The sequence below is a fragment of the Paracoccus sp. (in: a-proteobacteria) genome (assembly GCF_046289755.1).
Lineage (GTDB): Bacteria > Pseudomonadota > Alphaproteobacteria > Rhodobacterales > Rhodobacteraceae > Paracoccus.
Genome location: NZ_JBKBVD010000026.1, coordinates 1 through 19,625, shown reverse-complemented (window position 1 = coordinate 19,625; position 19,625 = coordinate 1). Strand labels below are relative to the sequence as shown.

Here is a 19,625-nt window from a genome sequence, read left to right as displayed (position 1 = left end):
TGCGCGCGGTCTTGAGGAACTGAAACATGCAGTCCTGCATTGACCCGATGTTCAGCCAAACCTGCCGAAAGTGCCCCATGTCAGATGACATCCTAGCTCATGTCCGCGCGCTGAAGGCATATGGTCGCTCTTTGTGCGGGAATGCCCCTGACGCCGAGGATCTGGTGCAGGAGACATTGCTGCGCGCGATCGAACATTCCGACAGTTATCGCCCCGGCACCCATATGCGCGCCTGGTTGTTCACCATCATGCGCAACCGGTTCTATACCGATTGCCGCAAACGGGCGCGCGAACGCACCGGGGCGGATGATTGCGTGTCCGGCGGCCCGGTGATGCAGCCGACGCAGGACTGGCACATGGCCTCGCGGGAAATGCAGGCGGCGCTGCGGGACATGCCGGTCCATTACCGCGAGGCGCTGGTGCTGGTCGCGGTGATCGGCGAAAGCTATCAGCATGCGGCGCAGGTGCTGGACTGCGACATCGGCACCATCAAAAGCCGCGTGAACCGCGCCCGCGGCATCCTGCGCCGCGCCCTGCACGAGGACGCCTGAGGCTCGGACGGGCGCCACGCCCCGGCACGATGCCGGGGCGCGCCGGTCTTATGCGGCTTCCAGCGCCTTGGGGTTGGCGGTGCTGTCGGCCAGTGCAGTCAGCTTCTCGTCGGTCGCGCTCTCTTCGGCCAGGGTTTCGTCCAGCAGGCGCGCGGCCTCGTCCATCCCCAGGGCCTCGGCCCACCGCTTCAGGGTGCCATAACGGGCGATCTCGTAGTGCTCGACCGCCTGCGCGGCGGCGACAAGCCCCGCATCCAGCGCAGGTGAGCCGTCGAAGTCCTCGATGATCTCTTCCGCTTCGGCGATGATACCCTCGATCGCATCGCAGGTCTTGCCGCGTGCGGCCTTGCCGATGAGGTCAAAGACCTTCTGCAGACGCTCGATCTGGACTTCGGTTTCCTCGCGGTGATGCTTGAACGCCGCGCGCAGATCTTCGGACTGCGCGGCACGCGCCATCTTGGGCAGGGATTTCAGGATCTTGCGCTCGGCATAATAGACGTCGCGCAGGGTGGCGTAAAACAGAGTGTCCAATGTCTTCGTGGTCATCCGTCTCTCCTTCGATGGGGCAGCGGCGGGGCTGTCCCGCCTGTGTTGGGGCTGCTTAACCGGCCCGGAGGCCGATTGTTCCCGACGCCTCCGGGACTCGCGCGCACATCAGCGCCGCGCTAAGCTGAAGGGATCACTGCCCAGAGGTGCCCCATGCGTTTTCTGTCCCCGCTTGCGCTGATCCTGTCGCTGACCCTGGCCGTCCCGGCATTCGCGACACAGGAGTATTATCTGCCGACCCTGTTTGATGTGTCCGACGTGGCACCGGACGATGTGCTGAACATCCGCGCCGCTCCGAATGCGGGCGCCGAGATCATCGGCACCCTCGCCCCCGACGCGACCCGGATCGAGGTCGTGGAAGAAGGGCGGAGCTGGGGCCGTGTGTCGGTGGGTGAGGTTTCGGGTTGGGTCTCGATGCGCTACCTGAGCTATCGCACTGACGTCTGGGAAGAGGGCCATCTGCCCGACAGCTTTCGCTGCTATGGCACCGAGCCATTCTGGTCGATGCACGTCGCGGGCACCGATCTGATCTATTCGACCCCGGATATGGTCGAAGAGCGCCGCCCGGTCAGCGCGATCCTGAGCACGGGCGTTTTCCGTGACCCCACCCGTGCGGTGGTGGCCGAGGGGATCACCCTGACCGCCACGCCGCAGCTGTGTTCCGACGGCATGTCGGACCGGGTCATGGGGATGCGCGCGCTTGCCGTACTGACCGGCAAGGACGCGCGCATGCTGACGGGCTGCTGCTGGATTCAGCCCTGACGGCGATGGCCGGTTCTGGGGTCGGGCGCGGCTGAGCGTCCCGCGACGGCCGGGGGCGCTTCGCCCCCCGGACCCCCCGAGGATATTTCAGTGAAGAAGAAGCGGATCAGCCGGCGAGCAGGGCCGCGTTGCCTCCGGCGGCGGTGGTGTCGACGCAGAGGTGACGCTCGTGCAGGACATGGGCGCGGTCGGGGTGGCTGGTGATCAGCGGCACCAGCGGGCCGGGGCGGCGCGACAGGGCCTGTGCCAGCGCGCGGCCCTGTGCCGCATCACCCCACCAGAGCACTGCCGAAAGATCGGGCAGATCCGTCAGCGCGTCGGGGTCCAGCGTGCCGGTGGCGGTGACCGCCTGCCCGCCAAGGGCGCGCACCGCCTGCGCCTGCGCCTCGGCCGCAGCGGCACCCGGCCCCAGGCAGAGGACCGGCGGGCGCGACAGCAGGGTCAGGCGGTTCAGCTCTCCGGTGGGGCCGGGCATCAGCATTTCGTCCACGCGCTGCGCGCTGTGGCCGGTCAGGGCCGTGCTCAGGCGGGCCGGGTCTTCGGGGTGTTCCCATGCCTCGGTGGCCTTTGGGGCCTCGGGCGCGAAAAAGCGCGGCAGGTAGAGGGGACCGCCCGCCTTGGGGCCGGTGCCGGACAGGCCCTCGCCGCCGAAGGGCTGGCTGCCCACGGTGGCGCCGACCTGATTGCGGTTGACGTAGAGGTTGCCTGCATGGATCGCGTCGGTCACCTCTTGCACGCGGCTGTCGATGCGGGTGTGCAACCCGAAGGTCAGCCCGTAGCCGCGCGCGTTGATGGCGGCGATCACCCGGTCCAGATCGCGGGCCTTGTAGGTGGCGACATGCAGGACGGGGCCAAAGATTTCGCGGTCCATATCCTCGATGCCCGAAACGCGGATCAGGGCGGGGGGCACGAAGCAGCCCGTATCGGGGGCGGGGCGCTGGTGCAGCACATCGGTGCCGCGGGCGCGGGTCCAGTCGAGGATGCCCGCGCGGGCCTCATCGTCGATGACCGGGCCGACATCGGTGGAAAGGTGCCACGGGTCGCTGACTGTCAGCTGGTCCATCGCGCCCTTGATCATCTGGATCAGGTGGGGGGCGATGTCTTCCTGCACATAGAGGCAGCGCAGGGCCGAGCAGCGCTGCCCCGCCGAGCGGAAGGACGAGGCCATGATGTCGCGCACCGCCTGTTCGGGCAGGGCGGTGCTGTCCACGATCATCGCGTTCAGGCCGCCGGTTTCCGCGATCAGCGGCGTGCCGGGCGCCATATGCTGGGCCATGCTGGTGGCGATCAGACGCGCAGTGTCGGTCGAGCCGGTGAAGACCACGCCCGTGATGCGCGGATCGCGGGTCAGGGCCGCGCCGACCGTGGCGCCGTCGCCGGGCAGCAATTGCAGCGCCGATGCGGGCACGCCCGCCTGATGCAGCAGGCGCACGGCCAATGCGGCGATCAGCGGCGTCTGTTCGGCGGGCTTGGCCAGCACCGCGTTGCCTGCCATCAGGGCCGCCGCGATCTGGCCGGTGAAGATCGCCAGCGGGAAGTTCCACGGGCTGATGGCGGTGATGATGCCGCGGGGGGCATCGGCGCGGACCTCACCCTGGGTCGGGTAATAGCGCAGGAAATCGACCGCCTCGCGCAGTTCGGCCACGGCGTCGTTCAGGGTCTTGCCCGCCTCGCGGGCGAGGATGGCGAAGATCGGGCCGAATTCGGCCTCATACAGGTCGGCGGCGCGGCGCAGGGTGGCGGCGCGCTCGCGCGGCGCGGCGTCCCAGGGCTGCGCGTCGTCGATGGCGCGGGCGACGGTGGCGGCATCGGCCTCGGTCACATGGGCCAGCGTCTCGCCGGTGGCCGGGTTCAGGACCGGGACGGGGGTGCCGGTGGCGGGGCGGACGGTCAGCGGGCCTGCATCGGCAATGGCGCCGTCGCGGGCGGCGTTGATGCGGGCCAGCACGTCCTGCGCGGTCAGATCGAAGCCCTGCGAGTTGACGCGACCCGCGCCATAGATGGCGGTGGGCGCCTTCAGGGCTTCGGGGGCGCGGGCTTCGGGCAGGGCGTCGAAGGGGTCGCGGGCGATGTCTTCGGGGGCGACCTCATCGTCCACGATCTGGTTGACGAAGCTGGAATTGGCGCCGTTTTCCAGCAGGCGGCGCACCAGATAGGCCAGCAGGTCGCGATGCGCGCCGACGGGAGCATAGATGCGGCAGCGGGTGCCGCGATCCGACAGCACGATGTCGTGCAGACGCTCGCCCATGCCATGCAGGCGCTGGAATTCGTAATCGACGCCCTGCGCCATCTCAAGAATCGCCGCGACGGAATGGGCGTTATGGGTGGCGAATTGCGGATAGATGCGGTCGGCATAGCCGATCAGCCTGGCGGCATTGGCGATATAGCTGACATCGGTGGCGGTTTTCGAGGTGAACAGCGGGAAATCATCGAACCCCTCGACCTGCGCGCGCTTCATCTCGGTGTCCCAATAGGCGCCCTTGACCAGACGCACCATGATGCGGCGGTCATGCCGCACGGCCTGCTGATACAGCCAGTCGATCGTGGCGCCCGCGCGCTTGCCATAGGCCTGCACTACCACGCCAAAGCCGTCCCACCCGGCCAGTTCGGGATCGGCCAGAACGGCCGCGATCACCTGCAACGACAGGGCCAGACGGTCCTGCTCCTCGGCGTCGATGTTCATGCCCATATTGGCGGCGCGCGCGGCGCGGGCCAGATCCCGCACCACCGGCACCAGCTCGGCCATCACGCGGGCCTCTTGCGCGACCTCGTATCGGGGGTGCAGCGCCGACAGCTTGATCGAGATGCCGGGATTCATCCGCACATCGCCCCTGGTGCAGGCCTTGGCAATCGCTGCAATCGCGTCCGCATAGGAGCGGGCATAGCGGTCGGCATCCTCGGCGGTCATCGCCGCCTCGCCCAGCATGTCATAGCTATAGCTATAGCCCTTGACCTCCAGCGACCGCGCGCGGTCCAGCGCCGCGCCGATGGTCTGGCCCAGCACGAACTGGCGGCCCATCTCGCGCATGGCGCGCTGCATGGCGGTGCGGATCACCGGCTCGCCCAGACGGCGGATGGCGCCGCGCAGCGTGCCCGCGATGCCCGGCTGCGGGTCATCCAGCACCCGGCCGGTCAGCATCAGCGCCCATGTCGAGGCGTTCACCAGACTGGACGCGCTTTCGCCCAGGTGGCGGCCCCAGTCCGAGGGCGCGATCTTGTCCTCGATCAGCGCGTCGATGGTCATGCGGTCGGGCACGCGCAGCATCGCCTCGGCCAGACACATCAGGGCGACGCCTTCGCGCGTGGACAGCCCGTATTCGGCCAGCATGTGTTCCATCATCGTCGGGCGGGACTGGGCGCGGATGCTGCGGACCAGACCGGCGGCATCCGCGCTGATGCGGGCGCGGGCCTCGGACGACAGGGCGGTTTCGGACACCAACCGGTCCAGCACCTCACGCTCGGGCGCGAATTTGGCGGCAGAGGCGAAGGCGGACAGATCGGTCATGGCGGACTCCTGAAGATGATGACCGCAGGATAGCGGATAGCGCGTGGTCAATGTGTCCAATCTGGGGCAGAATGATGGGCGTATTGCACAAAGAAAGCCGCCATGACCGACCTTCTGGACCCGATCAACCGCCGCATCCTGTCGGAACTGGTGGCCAATGCCCGCATTCCGGTGACCGAGCTGGCGCGCAAGGTGGGGCTGTCCAAGACGCCGGTGGCGCTGCGCATCCGGCAGCTGGAAGAGGCCGGGCTGATCACTGGATACCGCGCGATCCTGTCGCCGCTGAAGCTGGGGCTGACCCATGTGACCTATGTTGAGGTGCGCCTGTCGGACACGCGGCAAAAGGCGCTGGAGGCGTTCAACACAGCCATCCGCAAGATCGAGGCGATCGAGGAATGCTATCTGATCGCGGGCGGCTTCGACTATCTGCTCAAGGTCCGGTCGCGCGACATGGCCGATTACCGCCGCATCATGGCCGAGCAGATCTCGGCCCTGCCCCATATCACTGCCACCTCCAGCTATGTGGCGATGGAGGCGGTGGTGGAGCAGGGCTGGTCCGGGCTGGAGGGCTAGTCCGCAAAACCGAATGCGATGTAGTCGCGCAGATAGGCCTGCTTTGCGGCCTGCAACAGCGGCTTGTCGCGCAGGAAGCCGGGCATCTGTTCAGGTTCGAGATGCTGCGGCTTCGCGTTCCTGATCCCGGCGGCATCGGTCAGGGCGGGCAGGTCCTGCGCCAGCCGGTCCTCGCGCAGGATCATGTCGGGCGGGACAAAGCGGGCGAACCCGGCCACGACCTCGGACTGGCTGGCCCATGCGGGATGGGTGGGCAGCGTCGTCTGCGCGTTCAGGTTGCGGCGCAGGAAATCCAGAAAGGCCGCGAACAGCTCCAGCTTGCGGTCCTGGCCCAGGCCGGGCAGGTCCGCGTCATGGGGCAAGGCCACGCGGTGAACATCGCGCATCAGCTGCCGGGTGTCGGGGGTCGCGTCGGTCAGCAACTGGCCAAAGGCGGTCCAGGCCCGGAACAGCGGGTGGCGCAGCACGGTAAAGCTGCGATGGCCGGGATGCTTGCGCTTCCACTGGCGCAGCGTGGTCTGGGTAAAGCCGGTCTGCGGCGTGCCCAGCCTGCCCATCCAGTCCAGAACGCCCGCAGGCCCGCCCTTGACCGGCATGTGCAACAGCCCCTGCCCCGCCTCCACCGCGACAAATCCCGGCACCGAGGGGCCACGGCGCGGCTCGAAATTCGGCACGCGACGCAGCATGAACGGGTCAAGCTGACGCAGATCGGCCTGCATCTCGTCGAAATTGCGCACCTTTTCGGCCAGTTCACGCGGATTCTGGGGCACCTGATCGCGGGCCGGTTCAACGCGCGCAATATCGGTGCGGCCCAGCCAATGGATCAGGCCGGTCATCACATCGGCATCGCGCAGATCCTCGTATCCCAGCCAGAAGGCCGCCTGCCCGGACACCTGCAGCCGGTGCAGCACGCGGCGCTGGAACCGCTCGACCGCGGTGGTCATGTCGCGGAACTCGGTGCCGTCATAGGTGGTGGCGGCGGGGATCGGGGTCTCGGTCTCGTTCAGCTTCCACTGGTTGGTCTCCCATGCCAGCCGGGTCGAGACATAGCTGTCCAGCGGGTTGCGGGTCAGCACGACCTTGGCGCAGGTCCGGTCGTCGATGATCGTATCGAAGACGCGCGGGTCGTGGTCGTGGAAATAGCGGAATCCCGGCAGATGGCCGGGCCGGTCCATCAGCTTGCGGTACAGTTGCAGCGGTTCGGCCTCGCGCTGGTCGCGGGTGATGCCCTGCAGCTCGTCCTTGTCGGGCCAGCCCATCATGTAGGGGTTGAACGCCTCGCCAAAGCAGGTGACGCCCTTGACGGCGTTCAGCGTCGCCTCAAGCAGGTTCGAGCCGGTGCGCATCTCGGCAAAGATCACGAAAGAGCGAAACGGGGCGGTCATTCGGCAGCCGTCCTTTCAGCCTGAGGAATTTCGGGGACCGGAAGACCGTCACCGGTCAGCCGCGGTTGAAGGCCGGAGTTGCGCAGCCGCCGCAACAACTCGGACAGCCCGGTCATGTCGCGCATCGGCGGCAGATCGGTGACCGCGCGGGCGGGCACCTGCAGCTGTTGCAGCGCCGCGCCCAGGATCGCCTGCGGGCGCGCCAGAAAATCGGTCAGCTCGTGGACCTGCACCCGCGCCTTGACCCAGACCGAGTTCAGTACGTCCAGCTGCTTCAGCTCCGCCCGCTGCAGCTGGGCGGTCACGCGGCGGATGTCGTCAAAGGGCATGTCGCATTGCAGCAGCGGCAGCATCCACGCCCCTGTGATCACATGAAAATGCGCGTTCGGGTCCGTCGCCATGAACCAGTTCAGCGCCTGATTGTCCCGCGGGCTGAACTGAAACAGCTGCATCCGGCTGGTGACGCGCAACAAGGCCGTCAGAAACCCCTGCGGATCGCGGTCGCGGATCAGCGTGTTGGACGAGATGGCCCCCGGCCCGATCTCGGGCCGTCCGGCGAATTCGACCATGTCGGGGCCCAGCAGATGGCCATGCACATCTGCCTCGACATGCTGGGCCAGCCAGTCCTCGAACCCATGGAAAATATCGCCAAAGCCCTGAAACACCGCATAGGGGGCCGAGGTCTTGCCGTTCTCGCAATCCTTGCGCGGAAACCGGCTTTGCATATACAGACCCGGCCGGCCCAGCAGGCGGCGGCGCACCGTGCGATTGATCAGCCGTTCAAACCGCTGCGGCTGCGGTGGTGCCGGGTCCGGCCTGCCTGCGGGCGCGCGGGGAAACTGCTCCATCAGGTCTGACGCGCCCGCCCAGACCTTGCGCGCGACAAAGCAGTGCGATTCCTCCAGCATCCGCAGGTGGTCATTATACAGCTGATAGGGTCGCCCCTCATGGTCGAACTTGGCCAGCGTCAGCGAGTGACTTTCGATCCGCACCGCATGATGGCGTGCCAGGGTCTGGAAATAGCTTTCATCGGGAATCCACGTCAGGCGGAAATAGCGGTCGAATTCGGCGCGGCGGGGGTCCTCCAGAATGGCGCGCAGCGTGGCGGTGGTCAGGCACCACCATTGCGACCCCAGATGCGGCATGATTCCCTTTGGGATACGCCGTGCAATCCTGAACGACCGCTGCAACTCTACCAGCCAGTCGAACGTCCAGCGGTGCCGCCGCCAGTCCAGCGGATAGAACAGGGTAAACCGCTCTTCGTTCAGCCCACCGACGGTCCAGCCGACATCCAGCGCATTCACCGACTCGATGTGATCACGCAGCGGGTCTTCGGCCAGATAGGCCATCAGATCACCGACCGGGCGCAGCGGCAGGCACGATCCCGAGGCCAGATACACATGGGTCAGGTCCGGAAACTCTGACATCAGCGCCTCGGCCGCCTGCTGCGTGGCGCGCACCAGACTGAACCGTCCCCAGTCACAGCGGTGACGGCTGCTGTAGATCACCCCCCCCAGATCGGACAGCGCCGCCTTCATCGCAGCGACCGCAGCCGCCGGGGCCTTGGCATCCACATGGATCGCGACCTTCGCCCCGCCCGTCACCCAGATGCGCGCCATCCGGGCCGCCATCTCCAGCTCAGAGTGGCACAGCAGCACGACACCCAGCCGGACCGGCCCGGTCATGCCCAGTTCCCCCGCGAGATCAGGCCCATATCCTCAAGCTGCCGCCAATCCTCGTATTCCCGCGATTCGCTGCACCACAGATTCATGCCCCGCTTGCTGAGACCCGCGTGATAGGCCTGATATTCCTTGCTGTTGGCGTAATGCTGGCGGCGGTCCAGCTCTTCGGCGGATTTCTCGCCAAAGCTGGACAGGAATTTGGCGTGCAGCAGGCAACCCGAGGCCTGTTCGCCGCCATCCTCATCATAAACCATGTTCAGGCTGCGTGGCAGCAACATATGGGTCGAGCTGACATAGGCATAGCGCCAGTGCCATTTGACCAGCGGGATCTTGTTCAGGGCCGGTCCGGCCAGAGGTTCGGCCTTGAAGAACTCTCGCGTGCGGGGGCCGCCCTGGATCCACAGATTGCCGTAAAAGGCGTTCTTGCTGATGGTGTAATTGGCCGGATCGAACCAGCGCGCGATGGTGAACGGGTCCATCCCCTCGGCGTAGGGCTGATCCTCAAGATCGCCTTTGGGGTACATGTCCAGCAGCATCGCGGGAAAGCTGCGCCGCCCCGACGCCTCCAGCCAGCTTGTCAGCGCGGAGAGCGGGCGGGTATCGCAATGGGGATAAACAAGAAACTCGTCAGGATCGACCGTCAGGCACCAGTGCCCGGTGCCATGCCGCAGCAACAGCCAGTTGATCCAGTCCATCCCGAAGCGGGCGTTCTTGTAGCGCGCCCTGGTCCACCACAGCGACACATCGGGTTGCTCGCGCAGGTAGTTGCCGCTGCCGTCCTCACTGTCGTTGTTAACGAACAGAAAGTGGTTCACACCCAGATTGCGATAGTAGTCGAGGAAATAGGGCAGCCGCTCGCGCTCATTGCGCATGGTGACGAAGGCAAGGATGTCGTCCTTGCGGATCTGCGCGCTGCGGTCCTGAACAGGTTTCAGTGCGCGCCGACGGTTGAATGCCCGCGCGATCAGATATTGCCGTTCGGTCCTGCGGCGCAGGCGGTCGGGCACAGGAATTTGACTTAACCGCAGCATAAACCCCTGCTGGCGTCACACTCGTTACAAAACAACATCACGCTACAGCAATGTGCAGGCCGGAGCCGCTTGGCAAGGGCTAATCGGTCAGTTCTTGATCCATCCAACCGCCCGTCCCCATCAGCTCCAGCCCGACAAGCTGGCCCCAATCCAGAAAACGGCATGACGCGGGACCATGCAGAACGGGCGCATCGGTCAGGTCCTGATGATAGCTGCGATAGAGGTCGGGATCGACGAAATGCTGGCGGCGATCCAGCTCTTCCTGCGACTTGCCGATGATCTCGGGCAGGAACTTGCTGTGCAGCAGCACCCCCGACAGGCGCGGATCGCCCGGCCCGTCCCACAGCAGGTTCAGCCGCGGCGGCAGCATCGAATGGGTCGAGTTGAAATAGGCATAGCCCCGCCGCCACCGGATCAGCGGCAGCTTGTTCAGGGTCGGCGCGCGCTGGGGTCTGTCGGCGAAAAAGGCCCGGTCGCGCACGCCGCCCTGAACCCACAGATTGCGGCGCGGCATCATGCGGCGGCTGCGATGCGGCCCGGCATCGAACCACGGCAGGCGGTCGGTCAGGGCCGCGCCCTCGGGTGCATCCGCCGTGCCAAGCGGTCCCTGAGGATACAGGTCCAGCATCAGCGCCCCCAATCCCGCGACGCCCTGCGCGTCCAGATACGCGGTCAGGGCGTGCAGGTCGCGGCCGTCATGGCCGGGATAGATCAGCAGTTCATCGGCATCGACCGTCAGGCACCAGTGCCTGTGGCCATAGCGCCACAGCAGCGCCCCCGCCCAGTCAATCCCGAAGCGGGCCGCACGATAACTGTCACCGCAGTGCCACAGGGACACATCCGGCTGCGCCGCGAGATACTCGGTCGAGCCGTCATCACTGTCATTGTCCACAATCAGAAAGTGGTCAACGCCCAGCCCCCGGTAATGGGCCAGAAACTCTGGCAGCCGCAGCGCCTCGTTGCGGATGGTGACGACAGCAAGGATCGCGTCCGGCGTGATGGCCGCCGTCCTGTCGGCTATCGGACGCAGCCTGCGCGCCGCGCGCCAGCACCGCCACAGCAGGCGGCGCCGCTTCCAGCGCAGGCGATAGGCCCACCAGACCTGCCGCAGCAGATCGGTCACGCCCTGTAGTCGCCCGACTGATGCCAGCGCCAGGCATCCGTGATCATCTGCTTCATGGTAGAGCGGTCGGGCGTCCAGCCCAGATCGGTCTTGGCGCGCTGGCTGCCGCAGACCAGCTTGACCGCATCGCCGCCCCGGCGCGGGCCATCGACCATCGGCACCGCGCGGTTGGTGACATGGCGCGTCGCATCCACGACCTCGCGGACCGAGAACCCGTCGCCGGTGCCCAGACAGAAGACCCGGCTGCCCTTGTCCGCGCGCAGCCATTCCAGACCCTTCACATGCGCATCGACCAGATCCATCACATGGACATAGTCGCGGATGCAGGTGCCGTCCTCGGTCGGATAGTCGGTGCCGTGGATGGTCAGCGCCGCGCGCTTGCCATCGACCGCATCCAGAATCAGCGGGATCAGATGCGTCTCGGGGCGATGAAATTCACCCACCTCGGCGTCCGGGTCGGCGCCCGCGACGTTGAAATAGCGGAAAATCACATGGCGCAGCCCATAGGCGGCGCCGAAATCGACCAGCATGTCCTCAATCGCGCGCTTCGAGGCGCCATAAGCGTTCAGCGGCGCCTGCGGCGTGTCCTCGTCAAGCACCTCGCCGTCGCGGTCGCCATAGGTCGCGCAGGTCGAGCTGAAGACGAAATCCATGCAACCCGCCGCCACGGCCGCCTCGATCAGGTTCAGCGACCCGGCCACGTTGTTGCGCCAGTATTTGCCCGGCTCGGCCATTGCTTCGCCCACCTGCGACAAGGCTGCGAAATGCAGAACCGCAACGGGCTTCCATTCGGCAAAGGCCGCGTCCAGCGCGGCGCGATCCATCAGATCGGCTTCGACAAAGGGACCGAATTTCACCGCATCGCGCCAGCCTGTGGACAGGTTGTCCAGCGTCACCGGGGTATAGCCCGCCGCCGCCAGCGCCTTGCAGGCATGCGAGCCGATGTAACCGGCACCGCCGGTTACAAGAACGACATCGCTCATCGGATCACTCCGCCGCGCGGCGCATCGCCATGACCTGATAGAGGTACTCGGCGAACTCTTCCTTCAGATCCTCACGTTCGAGGCCAAAGGCCACCGTGGCCTGCAGAAAGCCCGCCTTGGAGCCGCAGTCGAACCGCTGACCCCGGAAGCGCAGGCCATAAACGCCGCGACCGGCAGCAATCTCGTCCGCGATGGCGTCGGTCAGCTGGATCTCGCCACCTGCACCCTGCTTGAGCTTGTTGAGGTTCTTCATCACGGTCGGCGCCAGGATATAGCGCCCGATCACGGCAAGGTTCGACGGCTCGGTGCCGGGTGCGGGCTTTTCCACCATGCCCTTGGCACGGACGATGGCGCCCATATCCTCGGCCACGTCCAGCACGCCATAGGACGACACCTTGTCCGAGGGCACCTCCATCGTGGCGACCATGCTGCCGCCGGTTTCGCCATAGGCCTCGATCATCTGCTGCAGGCAGGGCGGCTCGCCCTGAATCACGTCATCGGTCAGCACGACAGCAAAAGGTTCGTCATCGGACAGCAGGCGGCGGGCGCACCACACGGCGTGACCGAGGCCCAGAGCCTTGTGCTGGCGGATATAGGCGATGGCGCCCGAATCCATGTTTGTCTGGCGCAGAACCTCCAGCAGCTTGTCCTTGCCGGCCTTCTTGAGGTTCGACTCCAATTCGTGGGCGTGGTCGAAATAGTCCTCAAGCGCCCCCTTGCCGCGCGAGGTCACAAAGATGAATTCCTTGATACCAGCGGCGCGGGCCTCGTCGATTGCGTATTGAATCAGTGGCTTATCGACCAGAGAGAGGATCTCTTTTGGGATGCTCTTGGTGGCTGGCAGAAATCGTGTGCCCAACCCGGCTACCGGAAAGATGGCCTTCGTAACCTTGCGACCCATAGGGATACCTCGTGTGTTCGCACCGCGCTTTCGCGCAACAGTTTCATTGCCGCTGCAGTACACAACCCACAGCCATGTTCAAATGCGAGTTTAATGTCTAGGCAGGATACCGCCAAGAGATTCCTTGAAAACCATATAAAGTTACACAATAAATTCGCATTCTGCGCTGCGGCAACACCTTGAAAGTTCAAGATTGATCCATTTGTGCCAACATTTGCTCCAGACGTTGAACGTCCTCGGGGTTGTTGAGTTCCCAGAACTGTCTGCCCCGCGCCTGCACTTCGACGCACAGAACCCGGCGCCCCTGTTCCAGAAAGCGCAACTGTTCCAGCCCCTCCAGCCGCTCCAGCACGCCTTCGGGCCAGTGGGGATAGGCCGCCAGCGCCGCGGGGCGATAGGCATAGACGCCGACATGATGAAAGACCGGGCTGGGGGCATCGCCTTGAAAAGAGGCAGCGGCGAAAGGAATGACCTCTTTCGAGAAATACAGCGCCTGATGGTCATGTCCGAAAACAGCCGTGGTGCCGCCCACCCGGCCGGCATGGCGATCAGCAATCAGGTCGGCACGCATCTGGCCGGTGCAGCGCAGGACCGGCGTGGCCAGTTCGGCATCGGGCGCGGCGCGCAGACCCGCGACCAGATCCTCGACAAACCATGCGGGCGTCAGCGGTGCATCGCCCTGCAGGTTCACCACGATCTCGGGGGTGAGGCCAAGATTGTTCACAGCCTCGGCGCAGCGCTCGGTGCCATTGCGGCAGGCGGGGCTGGTCATCACCACCTCGGCCCCAAAACCCTCGGCATGGTCGCGGATACGGTCGTCATCGGTGGCGACGACGACGCGACCGGCGCCCGGAACGCCCATCGCGGCCTCCCAGCTGCGGCGGATCAGGCTGCGCGACTCGCCGGTGGCGCCGCGCAATCCGACCAGCGGCTTGCCCGGATAGCGGGACGAGGCAAAGCGGGCGGGAATGACGATCAGCACCGACATTTCAGTCTTTCGCCAGCAGAACGCCCGGCGCGTAGGCGATAAAGAACGGGTTTTCAAAGCCCGGCTTGCCATAGATCAGCGGGCTGTGATCGTCAAAGCGCACAACCTCGCCGCCCGCGCCGCGCAGGACCGCATCGCCTGCCGCCGTGTCCCATTCCATCGTGCGGCCGAGGCGCGGATACAGATCGGCCTCGCCCGTAGCCACCAGACAGAACTTCAGCGAACTGCCCGCGCTGGTCATGTCGCGCACGCCATAGCGCGCGATATAGTCGTCGGTTGCCGCATCGCGGTGCGACTTGGAGGCCACGACCATCAGCGCCCGGTTGTCGGGTGTCGCATTGACCCCGATCGGCGTGGTTGCACCGGGCATCTCGCCAAACGGCCCCGTCTCTTCGACCGATCGACCGTCATCAGTTGTATAGAACAGCCTGCCCTTGGCGGGCGCATAGACCACGCCCCGAACCGGAATGCCGTCCTGCACATAAGCGATGTTGACCGTGAAATCGCCGCGCCGCTGCACGAATTCCTTGGTCCCGTCCAGCGGGTCAACGATCAGAAAGCTGCTCAGAACCTGACCGTGGGTCTCGGCTTGTTCCTCGGTCACCAGCGCGATGTCGGGAAACGCGGCGCGCAGCCCCTCTGAAATCAGCGCATCCGCGGCCTCGTCGGCCGCCGTGACCGGAGAATCGTCCGACTTGGCCCGGATATCGAAGTCATCCGAAGTGTAGATCTGCATGATCCGCTCGCCGGCCAGCAATGCCAGACGACGCATCTCGGTCGTCAGTCGATCGAATTGCATCCAGTTTCCTTTCGTGGCGCGGGCCCGGCGGGCCTTGGCAGTATTGTGGCAGCCGTTGTCGCTATGTAGATTAGCCGGGGCGCATTGGACAAGCGTCCTCAGCCCCGCCCGACCCGGAGGTCAGCCCATGTTTGAGCCACGTCGCCCGAAAACCATGCTCGACGCGACCATGGCGACACTGGCGCTGATCCACCATCAGACGGCCTACAAACTGCGCACCAACAACCGCAACGCGCTGGTTGGCATCTTCCTTGAGGTCTCGCAGTCGCTGGTGATGGTCGGCATCCTGCTGGCGATGTATTACCTGATCGGGATCAGGAACGCGCCTATTCGCGGTGACTTTCTGCTCTATATCCTGACCGGCATCTTTTGCTTCATGACGCATGTCAAGTCGGTCGGAGCCGTGTCGGGCGCCCATTCGATCAGCAAGGGCGTGCTGAAACATGAGCCGCTGAACGCGTTCGTTCTGATCTGCGCGGCGGCGTTGGCGGCGCTTTACCAGCAGACCTTTGCGCTGCTCATCATCCTGGGCTCGTATCATCTGCTGTTCACCCCGGTCTATATCTACGACCCGTTGGGCGTCGCCGCCATGATCGGGCTTGCGTGGTTCAGCGGCTGCTGTGTCGGGCTGGTCTTTCTGGGAATCCGCCCGTGGTTTCCGTCGGGATCCGGCGTCATCTCGACCATCTACATGCGCATCCAGCTGATCCTGTCCGGCAAGATGTTCGTGGCCAATCTGCTGCCGGGTTTCCTGCTGCCGTGGTTCATCTGGAACCCGCTTTTCCACAATATCGACCAGATGCGCGGCTACATGTTCATCAACTACACGCCGCAAAGAACGGTCCTGCTTTACCCGCTTTACGTCGCCATTGCGGCGCTGATGATCGGGCTTCTGATCAACTTTACCACCCGCAAATATGAATCCCTCAGCTGGAGCATGCGGTCCTGAGATCAGGTTGCGACCGGCTTCCCCCGTGTCGTGATCTTACCTCATTTGCCCCCTCACCCGGCTTGCGGGCCGGAATTCCATTCCTATATACAGCCGCGACGACCCCGGAGGTTCCGGGCCAACGTACTACCAAGGGATCGGGCCGCGGGGGCCATAACGGACCCAAGACCCAGAACATCGCCGCAAGAGAAGGTTACACACATATGTCAAAAGTCATCGGCATCGACCTCGGCACCACGAACAGCTGCGTCGCAATCATGGACGGCAGCCAGCCCAAGGTCATCGAAAACAGCGAAGGCGCACGCACCACGCCCTCGATCGTCGGCTTCACGGATGGTGAGCGTCTGGTCGGCCAGCCCGCCAAGCGTCAGGCCGTCACCAACCCCACCAACACCGTGTTTGCCGTCAAACGCCTGATCGGCCGTCGCATGGGCGATGCAGCCGTGGAAAAAGACCGCAATCTCGTGCCCTATTCCATCGTGGATGGCGGCAACGGCGATGCCTGGGTCGAGGTCAAGAACGAGAAATATTCGCCCGCACAGGTCAGCGCGATGATCCTTCAGAAGATGAAGGAGACCGCTGAATCCTATCTGGGCGAGACCGTCACCCAGGCCGTGATCACGGTCCCCGCCTATTTCAACGACGCTCAGCGTCAGGCGACCAAGGACGCGGGCAAGATCGCCGGTCTGGAAGTGCTGCGCATCATCAACGAGCCGACCGCCGCCGCGCTGGCCTATGGTCTGGACAAGAAGGAAAGCCGGACCATCGCGGTCTATGACCTTGGCGGCGGCACCTTCGACATCACCATTCTGGAAATCGACGACGGTCTGTTCGAGGTGAAATCCACCAACGGCGACACCTTCCTTGGTGGCGAAGACTTTGACATGCGGATCGTCCAGTATCTGGCCGACGAGTTCAAAAAGGAACACGGTGTCGATCTGTCCAAGGACAAGATGGCCCTCCAGCGCCTGAAAGAGGCCGCTGAAAAGGCCAAGATCGAACTGTCGTCCTCCAGCCAGACCGAGATCAACCAGCCCTTCATCAGCATGGACAAGAACAGCGGCACGCCCCTGCACCTTGTCGTCAAGCTGACCCGCGCCAAGCTGGAAAGCCTTGTGGCCGACCTGATCAAGCGCACGATGAAGCCGGTGCAGGAAGCCCTGAAAGATGCCGGTTGCTCGAAATCCGACATCGACGAGGTGGTTCTGGTCGGCGGCATGACCCGCATGCCCAAGGTCGTGGCCGAGGTGACCGAATTCTTCGGCAAGGAACCCCACAAGGGCGTGAACCCCGATGAGGTCGTGGCCCTTGGCGCCGCCATTCAGGCCGGTGTTCTGCAGGGCGATGTCAAGGATGTCGTGCTGCTGGACGTGACGCCCCTGTCGCTGGGGATCGAGACGCTTGGCGGTGTCTTTACCCGCCTGATCGACCGCAACACCACGATCCCGACCAAGAAGGGTCAGATCTTCTCGACCGCCGAGGACAATCAGAACGCGGTGACCATCCGCGTCTTCCAGGGCGAACGCGAGATGGCGGCGGACAACAAGATGCTGGGCCAGTTCAATCTGGAAAACATCCCGCCCGCGCCGCGCGGCATGCCGCAGATCGAGGTGACCTTTGACATCGACGCCAACGGCATCGTGTCGGTCTCGGCCCGCGACAAGGGCACGGGCAAGGAACAGAAGATCACCATCGCAGCCTCGGGCGGTCTGACCGACGAGGATATCGAACGCATGGTCAAGGACGCCGAACAGAACGCCGAGGCTGACAAGGGCCGCCGCGAACTGGTCGAGGCCCGCAACCAGGCCGAAAGCCTGATCCATTCGACCAGAAAGTCGCTGGACGAGCATGGCGACAAGGTCGACAGCTCGACCGTCGAGGCGATCGAACTGGCCATCGGCGCGCTGGAAGAGACGCTGAAATCCGATGATTCGGGCAAGATCCGTTCGGGCATTCAGAACGTGATGGATGCGTCCATGCGCCTTGGCGAAGCGATCTACAAAGCCCAGCAGGGCGGCGAAGAGGCGGCATCGGGCGATGATGGCGACCGGCCCCGCGACGTTGACGACGACATCGTCGACGCCGATTTCGAGGATCTGGGCGACAACAAGAAGCGCGGCTGATCGCAGCCGCGTCCAGCACCGGGCCGGTCCGCGCAAGCAAGCGGGCCGGCCTGCTCGTTGCGACTTCTGAACAGGACGACAAATGGGCAAGCGTTGCTATTACGAGGTTCTGGGGATTGCCCGCGGCTCTGCGGCGGACGAGATCAAGAAGGCCTACCGCACCAAGGCCAAGGAACTGCACCCCGACCGCAATCAGGACGACACCACCGCCGAGGCGCGCTTCAAGGAAGTGAACGAGGCGTATGAATGCCTCAAGGACGACCAGAAAAAGGCCGCCTATGACCGCTTTGGCCATGCCGCCTTCGAGGGCGGCGGCGGCGGTTTCGGCGGCGCGCGCGGGGCTCCGGGCGGCCATCCCGGCGATTTCGGCGCAGCATTCGCCGATGTGTTCGAGGATCTGTTCGGCGATATGATGGGACGGCGCGGCGGTGGCGGGGGCGGACGGTCCCGGTCGCAGCGCGGTCAGGATCTGCGCTACAACCTTCAGGTGTCGCTGGAGGATGCCTATCGCGGCACGCAGAAGTCGATCACCGTTCCCGGTTCGGTCGCCTGCGAGGAATGCGACGGCACCGGCGCCGAGGGCGCGACCCAGCCCGCCACCTGCCCCACCTGCGCGGGCATGGGCAAGGTCCGGGCGCAGCAGGGCTTTTTCACCGTCGAACGCACCTGCCCGACCTGCGGCGGCGCGGGCCAGATCGTCAAGAACCCCTGCAAGGCCTGCCACGGCGCGGGCCGCATCGAGCGCGACCGCACGCTGGCGGTGAATATTCCCGCAGGCGTCGAGACCGGCACCCGCATCCGTCTGGCAAGCGAGGGCGAGGCCGGGCTGCGCGGTGGCCATGCGGGCGATCTGTATATCTTTATCGACGTGGCCGAGCACAATATCTTTCTGCGCGAGGGCAAGATGCTGGCCTGTCAGGTGCCGGTCAGCATGGCGACCGCGGCACTGGGCGGCGAGGTCGAGGTGCCCACGATCGACGGCGGCCGCGCGCGGGTCAAGGTGCCTGCGGGCAGCCAGTCGGGGCGCCAGATGCGGCTGCGCGGCAAGGGCATGCCGCCGCTGCGGCACGGTCCCGGCGCGGGTGGCGACTTTGGCGACATGCTGATCGAGCTGACGGTCGAGACGCCGGTGAACCTCTCGTCGCGCCAGAAAGAGCTGCTGCGCGAGTTCGAGGCCGAGAAATCGGACAACAGCCCGCAATCGGACAGCTTTTTCGACAAGGTCAAAAGCTTCTGGGACGGCATGACCCGCTGAGGCGTTAGCGATTTCTTTACGGCTTCGGGATCATGCTGGCGGCATGGACCCGAATCGTGCCTTTGGCGAAATGCCCCTGCCCCTGTTCCAGCCCGCGCCTGATGACGTGGCGCTGCCAGCGCCCGCGCAGCCGCGCGGCGCGGGACCGTCCTATCTGGCCGATCACCGCGCGCGCCTGCGCGAGCGGTTCATGGCGGGCGGCGCGGCGGCGATGCCGGATTATGAACTGCTGGAACTGGTGCTGTTCCGCGCCATCCCGCGTCAGGACGTCAAGCCGCTGGCCCGGCGCCTGATCGAAAACTTCGGCGATTTCAACCGTGTGATCACAGCACCCCCGGCCCGGCTGCAGCAGATCGAGGGCGCGGGCCCCGCCGTCGTGACGGAACTGAAGATCGTCGAGGCCGCCGCACAGCGCATGGCCCGCGCCCGCGTCATGCACCGGCCCGTTCTGTCGGGCTGGCAGGCGCTG

General features: G+C 65.2%; 17 protein-coding genes. 7 read left to right on the top strand and 10 right to left on the bottom strand.

Annotated elements, in window-relative coordinates; translation table 11 throughout:
* Positions 1 to 77: 77 nt before the first annotated feature.
* On the top strand, positions 78 to 551 hold the full coding sequence (locus ACK41U_RS11155) for a sigma-70 family RNA polymerase sigma factor (RefSeq protein ID WP_409679842.1): 474 nt from the start codon (positions 78 to 80) through the stop codon (positions 549 to 551).
* 48 nt (positions 552 to 599) lie between these two features.
* Here ACK41U_RS11155 and ACK41U_RS11150 read toward each other — a convergent pair whose 3' ends face one another.
* Positions 600 to 1,097 carry a ferritin-like domain-containing protein gene (locus tag ACK41U_RS11150; RefSeq protein ID WP_409679839.1) on the bottom strand — a complete coding sequence of 166 codons (498 nt, stop codon included), beginning with the start codon at positions 1,095 to 1,097 and terminating at the stop codon, positions 600 to 602.
* 153 nt (positions 1,098 to 1,250) lie between these two features.
* On the opposite strand from ACK41U_RS11150, the gene ACK41U_RS11145 reads away from it, so the two are divergent.
* A complete protein-coding gene (locus tag ACK41U_RS11145; RefSeq protein ID WP_409679836.1) occupies positions 1,251 to 1,859 on the top strand; it encodes a COG3650 family protein in 609 nt (202 codons plus the stop codon).
* A 106-nt stretch (positions 1,860 to 1,965) separates the two neighbouring features.
* Here the strand turns inward: ACK41U_RS11145 and putA are convergent, their stop codons facing one another.
* Positions 1,966 to 5,364, bottom strand: a complete 3,399-nt coding sequence (gene putA, locus ACK41U_RS11140; protein WP_409679833.1) for a bifunctional proline dehydrogenase/L-glutamate gamma-semialdehyde dehydrogenase PutA — start codon at positions 5,362 to 5,364, stop codon at positions 1,966 to 1,968.
* Between the two features lie 102 nt (positions 5,365 to 5,466).
* Between putA and ACK41U_RS11135 the strand changes: the two genes are divergently transcribed.
* Positions 5,467 to 5,937 carry an Lrp/AsnC family transcriptional regulator gene (locus ACK41U_RS11135; protein ID WP_409679830.1) on the top strand — a complete coding sequence of 157 codons (471 nt, stop codon included), beginning with the start codon at positions 5,467 to 5,469 and terminating at the stop codon, positions 5,935 to 5,937.
* Here the strand turns inward: ACK41U_RS11135 and ACK41U_RS11130 are convergent.
* From ACK41U_RS11130 to cysQ, 8 genes are all read right to left on the bottom strand, one after another.
* Positions 5,934 to 7,322, bottom strand: a complete 1,389-nt coding sequence (locus ACK41U_RS11130) for a hypothetical protein (RefSeq protein ID WP_409679827.1) — start codon at positions 7,320 to 7,322, stop codon at positions 5,934 to 5,936. The two genes, ACK41U_RS11135 and ACK41U_RS11130, sit on opposite strands and share 4 nt — an antisense overlap.
* The gene (locus ACK41U_RS11125; protein WP_409679824.1) at positions 7,319 to 9,007 is read right to left on the bottom strand and encodes a beta-1,6-N-acetylglucosaminyltransferase; all 1,689 of its coding nucleotides are present in this window, start codon (positions 9,005 to 9,007) and stop codon (positions 7,319 to 7,321) included. The genes ACK41U_RS11130 and ACK41U_RS11125 overlap by 4 nt, the downstream gene beginning before the upstream one ends.
* Positions 9,004 to 10,035 carry a glycosyltransferase family 2 protein gene (locus ACK41U_RS11120; RefSeq protein ID WP_409679821.1) on the bottom strand — a complete coding sequence of 344 codons (1,032 nt, stop codon included), beginning with the start codon at positions 10,033 to 10,035 and terminating at the stop codon, positions 9,004 to 9,006. The genes ACK41U_RS11125 and ACK41U_RS11120 overlap by 4 nt, the downstream gene beginning before the upstream one ends.
* A gap of 79 nt (positions 10,036 to 10,114) precedes the next feature.
* Positions 10,115 to 11,158 carry a glycosyltransferase family 2 protein gene (locus ACK41U_RS11115; RefSeq protein ID WP_409679818.1) on the bottom strand — a complete coding sequence of 348 codons (1,044 nt, stop codon included), beginning with the start codon at positions 11,156 to 11,158 and terminating at the stop codon, positions 10,115 to 10,117.
* Complete coding sequence (gene galE, locus ACK41U_RS11110) at positions 11,155 to 12,141, bottom strand: UDP-glucose 4-epimerase GalE (protein ID WP_409679815.1); 987 nt, start codon at positions 12,139 to 12,141, stop codon at positions 11,155 to 11,157. The genes ACK41U_RS11115 and galE overlap by 4 nt, the downstream gene beginning before the upstream one ends.
* Before the next feature lie 4 nt (positions 12,142 to 12,145).
* Positions 12,146 to 13,042 carry a UTP--glucose-1-phosphate uridylyltransferase gene (locus ACK41U_RS11105; RefSeq protein ID WP_409679812.1) on the bottom strand — a complete coding sequence of 299 codons (897 nt, stop codon included), beginning with the start codon at positions 13,040 to 13,042 and terminating at the stop codon, positions 12,146 to 12,148.
* Positions 13,043 to 13,229: 187 nt separating this feature from the next.
* Complete coding sequence (locus ACK41U_RS11100; protein WP_409679809.1) at positions 13,230 to 14,030, bottom strand: 3-deoxy-manno-octulosonate cytidylyltransferase; 801 nt, start codon at positions 14,028 to 14,030, stop codon at positions 13,230 to 13,232.
* Between the two features lies 1 nt (position 14,031).
* Entirely contained in the window at positions 14,032 to 14,829 is a 798-nt protein-coding gene (gene cysQ, locus ACK41U_RS11095; protein ID WP_409679806.1) for a 3'(2'),5'-bisphosphate nucleotidase CysQ, read from the bottom strand.
* A 127-nt stretch (positions 14,830 to 14,956) separates the two neighbouring features.
* On the opposite strand from cysQ, the gene ACK41U_RS11090 reads away from it, so the two are divergent.
* From ACK41U_RS11090 to ACK41U_RS11075, 4 genes are all read left to right on the top strand, one after another.
* Positions 14,957 to 15,778 (top strand): ABC transporter permease, encoded by an 822-nt coding sequence (locus tag ACK41U_RS11090; RefSeq protein WP_409679803.1) that lies wholly within the window; start codon positions 14,957 to 14,959, stop codon positions 15,776 to 15,778.
* 203 nt (positions 15,779 to 15,981) lie between these two features.
* Positions 15,982 to 17,901, top strand: coding sequence for a molecular chaperone DnaK (dnaK, locus tag ACK41U_RS11085; protein ID WP_409679800.1), 1,920 nt, complete (start codon positions 15,982 to 15,984; stop codon positions 17,899 to 17,901).
* A gap of 82 nt (positions 17,902 to 17,983) precedes the next feature.
* A complete protein-coding gene (dnaJ, locus tag ACK41U_RS11080; RefSeq protein ID WP_409679797.1) occupies positions 17,984 to 19,156 on the top strand; it encodes a molecular chaperone DnaJ in 1,173 nt (390 codons plus the stop codon).
* A 43-nt stretch (positions 19,157 to 19,199) separates the two neighbouring features.
* Positions 19,200 to 19,625 (top strand): UPF0758 domain-containing protein (locus ACK41U_RS11075; RefSeq protein ID WP_409679794.1); only part of this gene is annotated, 426 nt, incomplete at its 3' end.

What these genes read in the sequence shown, in the direction of transcription:
- ACK41U_RS11155 (WP_409679842.1), top strand. Translation starts at nt 78, where the DNA reads ATGTCAGATGACATCCTAGCTCATGTCCGCGCGCTGAAGGCATATGGT.
- ACK41U_RS11150 (WP_409679839.1), bottom strand. Translation starts at nt 1,097, where the DNA reads ATGACCACGAAGACATTGGACACTCTGTTTTACGCCACCCTGCGCGAC.
- ACK41U_RS11145 (WP_409679836.1), top strand. Translation starts at nt 1,251, where the DNA reads ATGCGTTTTCTGTCCCCGCTTGCGCTGATCCTGTCGCTGACCCTGGCC.
- putA (WP_409679833.1), bottom strand. Translation starts at nt 5,364, where the DNA reads ATGACCGATCTGTCCGCCTTCGCCTCTGCCGCCAAATTCGCGCCCGAG.
- ACK41U_RS11135 (WP_409679830.1), top strand. Translation starts at nt 5,467, where the DNA reads ATGACCGACCTTCTGGACCCGATCAACCGCCGCATCCTGTCGGAACTG.
- ACK41U_RS11130 (WP_409679827.1), bottom strand. Translation starts at nt 7,322, where the DNA reads ATGACCGCCCCGTTTCGCTCTTTCGTGATCTTTGCCGAGATGCGCACC.
- ACK41U_RS11125 (WP_409679824.1), bottom strand. Translation starts at nt 9,007, where the DNA reads ATGACCGGGCCGGTCCGGCTGGGTGTCGTGCTGCTGTGCCACTCTGAG.
- ACK41U_RS11120 (WP_409679821.1), bottom strand. Translation starts at nt 10,035, where the DNA reads ATGCTGCGGTTAAGTCAAATTCCTGTGCCCGACCGCCTGCGCCGCAGG.
- galE (WP_409679815.1), bottom strand. Translation starts at nt 12,141, where the DNA reads ATGAGCGATGTCGTTCTTGTAACCGGCGGTGCCGGTTACATCGGCTCG.
- ACK41U_RS11105 (WP_409679812.1), bottom strand. Translation starts at nt 13,042, where the DNA reads ATGGGTCGCAAGGTTACGAAGGCCATCTTTCCGGTAGCCGGGTTGGGC.
- ACK41U_RS11100 (WP_409679809.1), bottom strand. Translation starts at nt 14,030, where the DNA reads ATGTCGGTGCTGATCGTCATTCCCGCCCGCTTTGCCTCGTCCCGCTAT.
- cysQ (WP_409679806.1), bottom strand. Translation starts at nt 14,829, where the DNA reads ATGCAATTCGATCGACTGACGACCGAGATGCGTCGTCTGGCATTGCTG.
- ACK41U_RS11090 (WP_409679803.1), top strand. Translation starts at nt 14,957, where the DNA reads ATGTTTGAGCCACGTCGCCCGAAAACCATGCTCGACGCGACCATGGCG.
- dnaK (WP_409679800.1), top strand. Translation starts at nt 15,982, where the DNA reads ATGTCAAAAGTCATCGGCATCGACCTCGGCACCACGAACAGCTGCGTC.
- dnaJ (WP_409679797.1), top strand. Translation starts at nt 17,984, where the DNA reads ATGGGCAAGCGTTGCTATTACGAGGTTCTGGGGATTGCCCGCGGCTCT.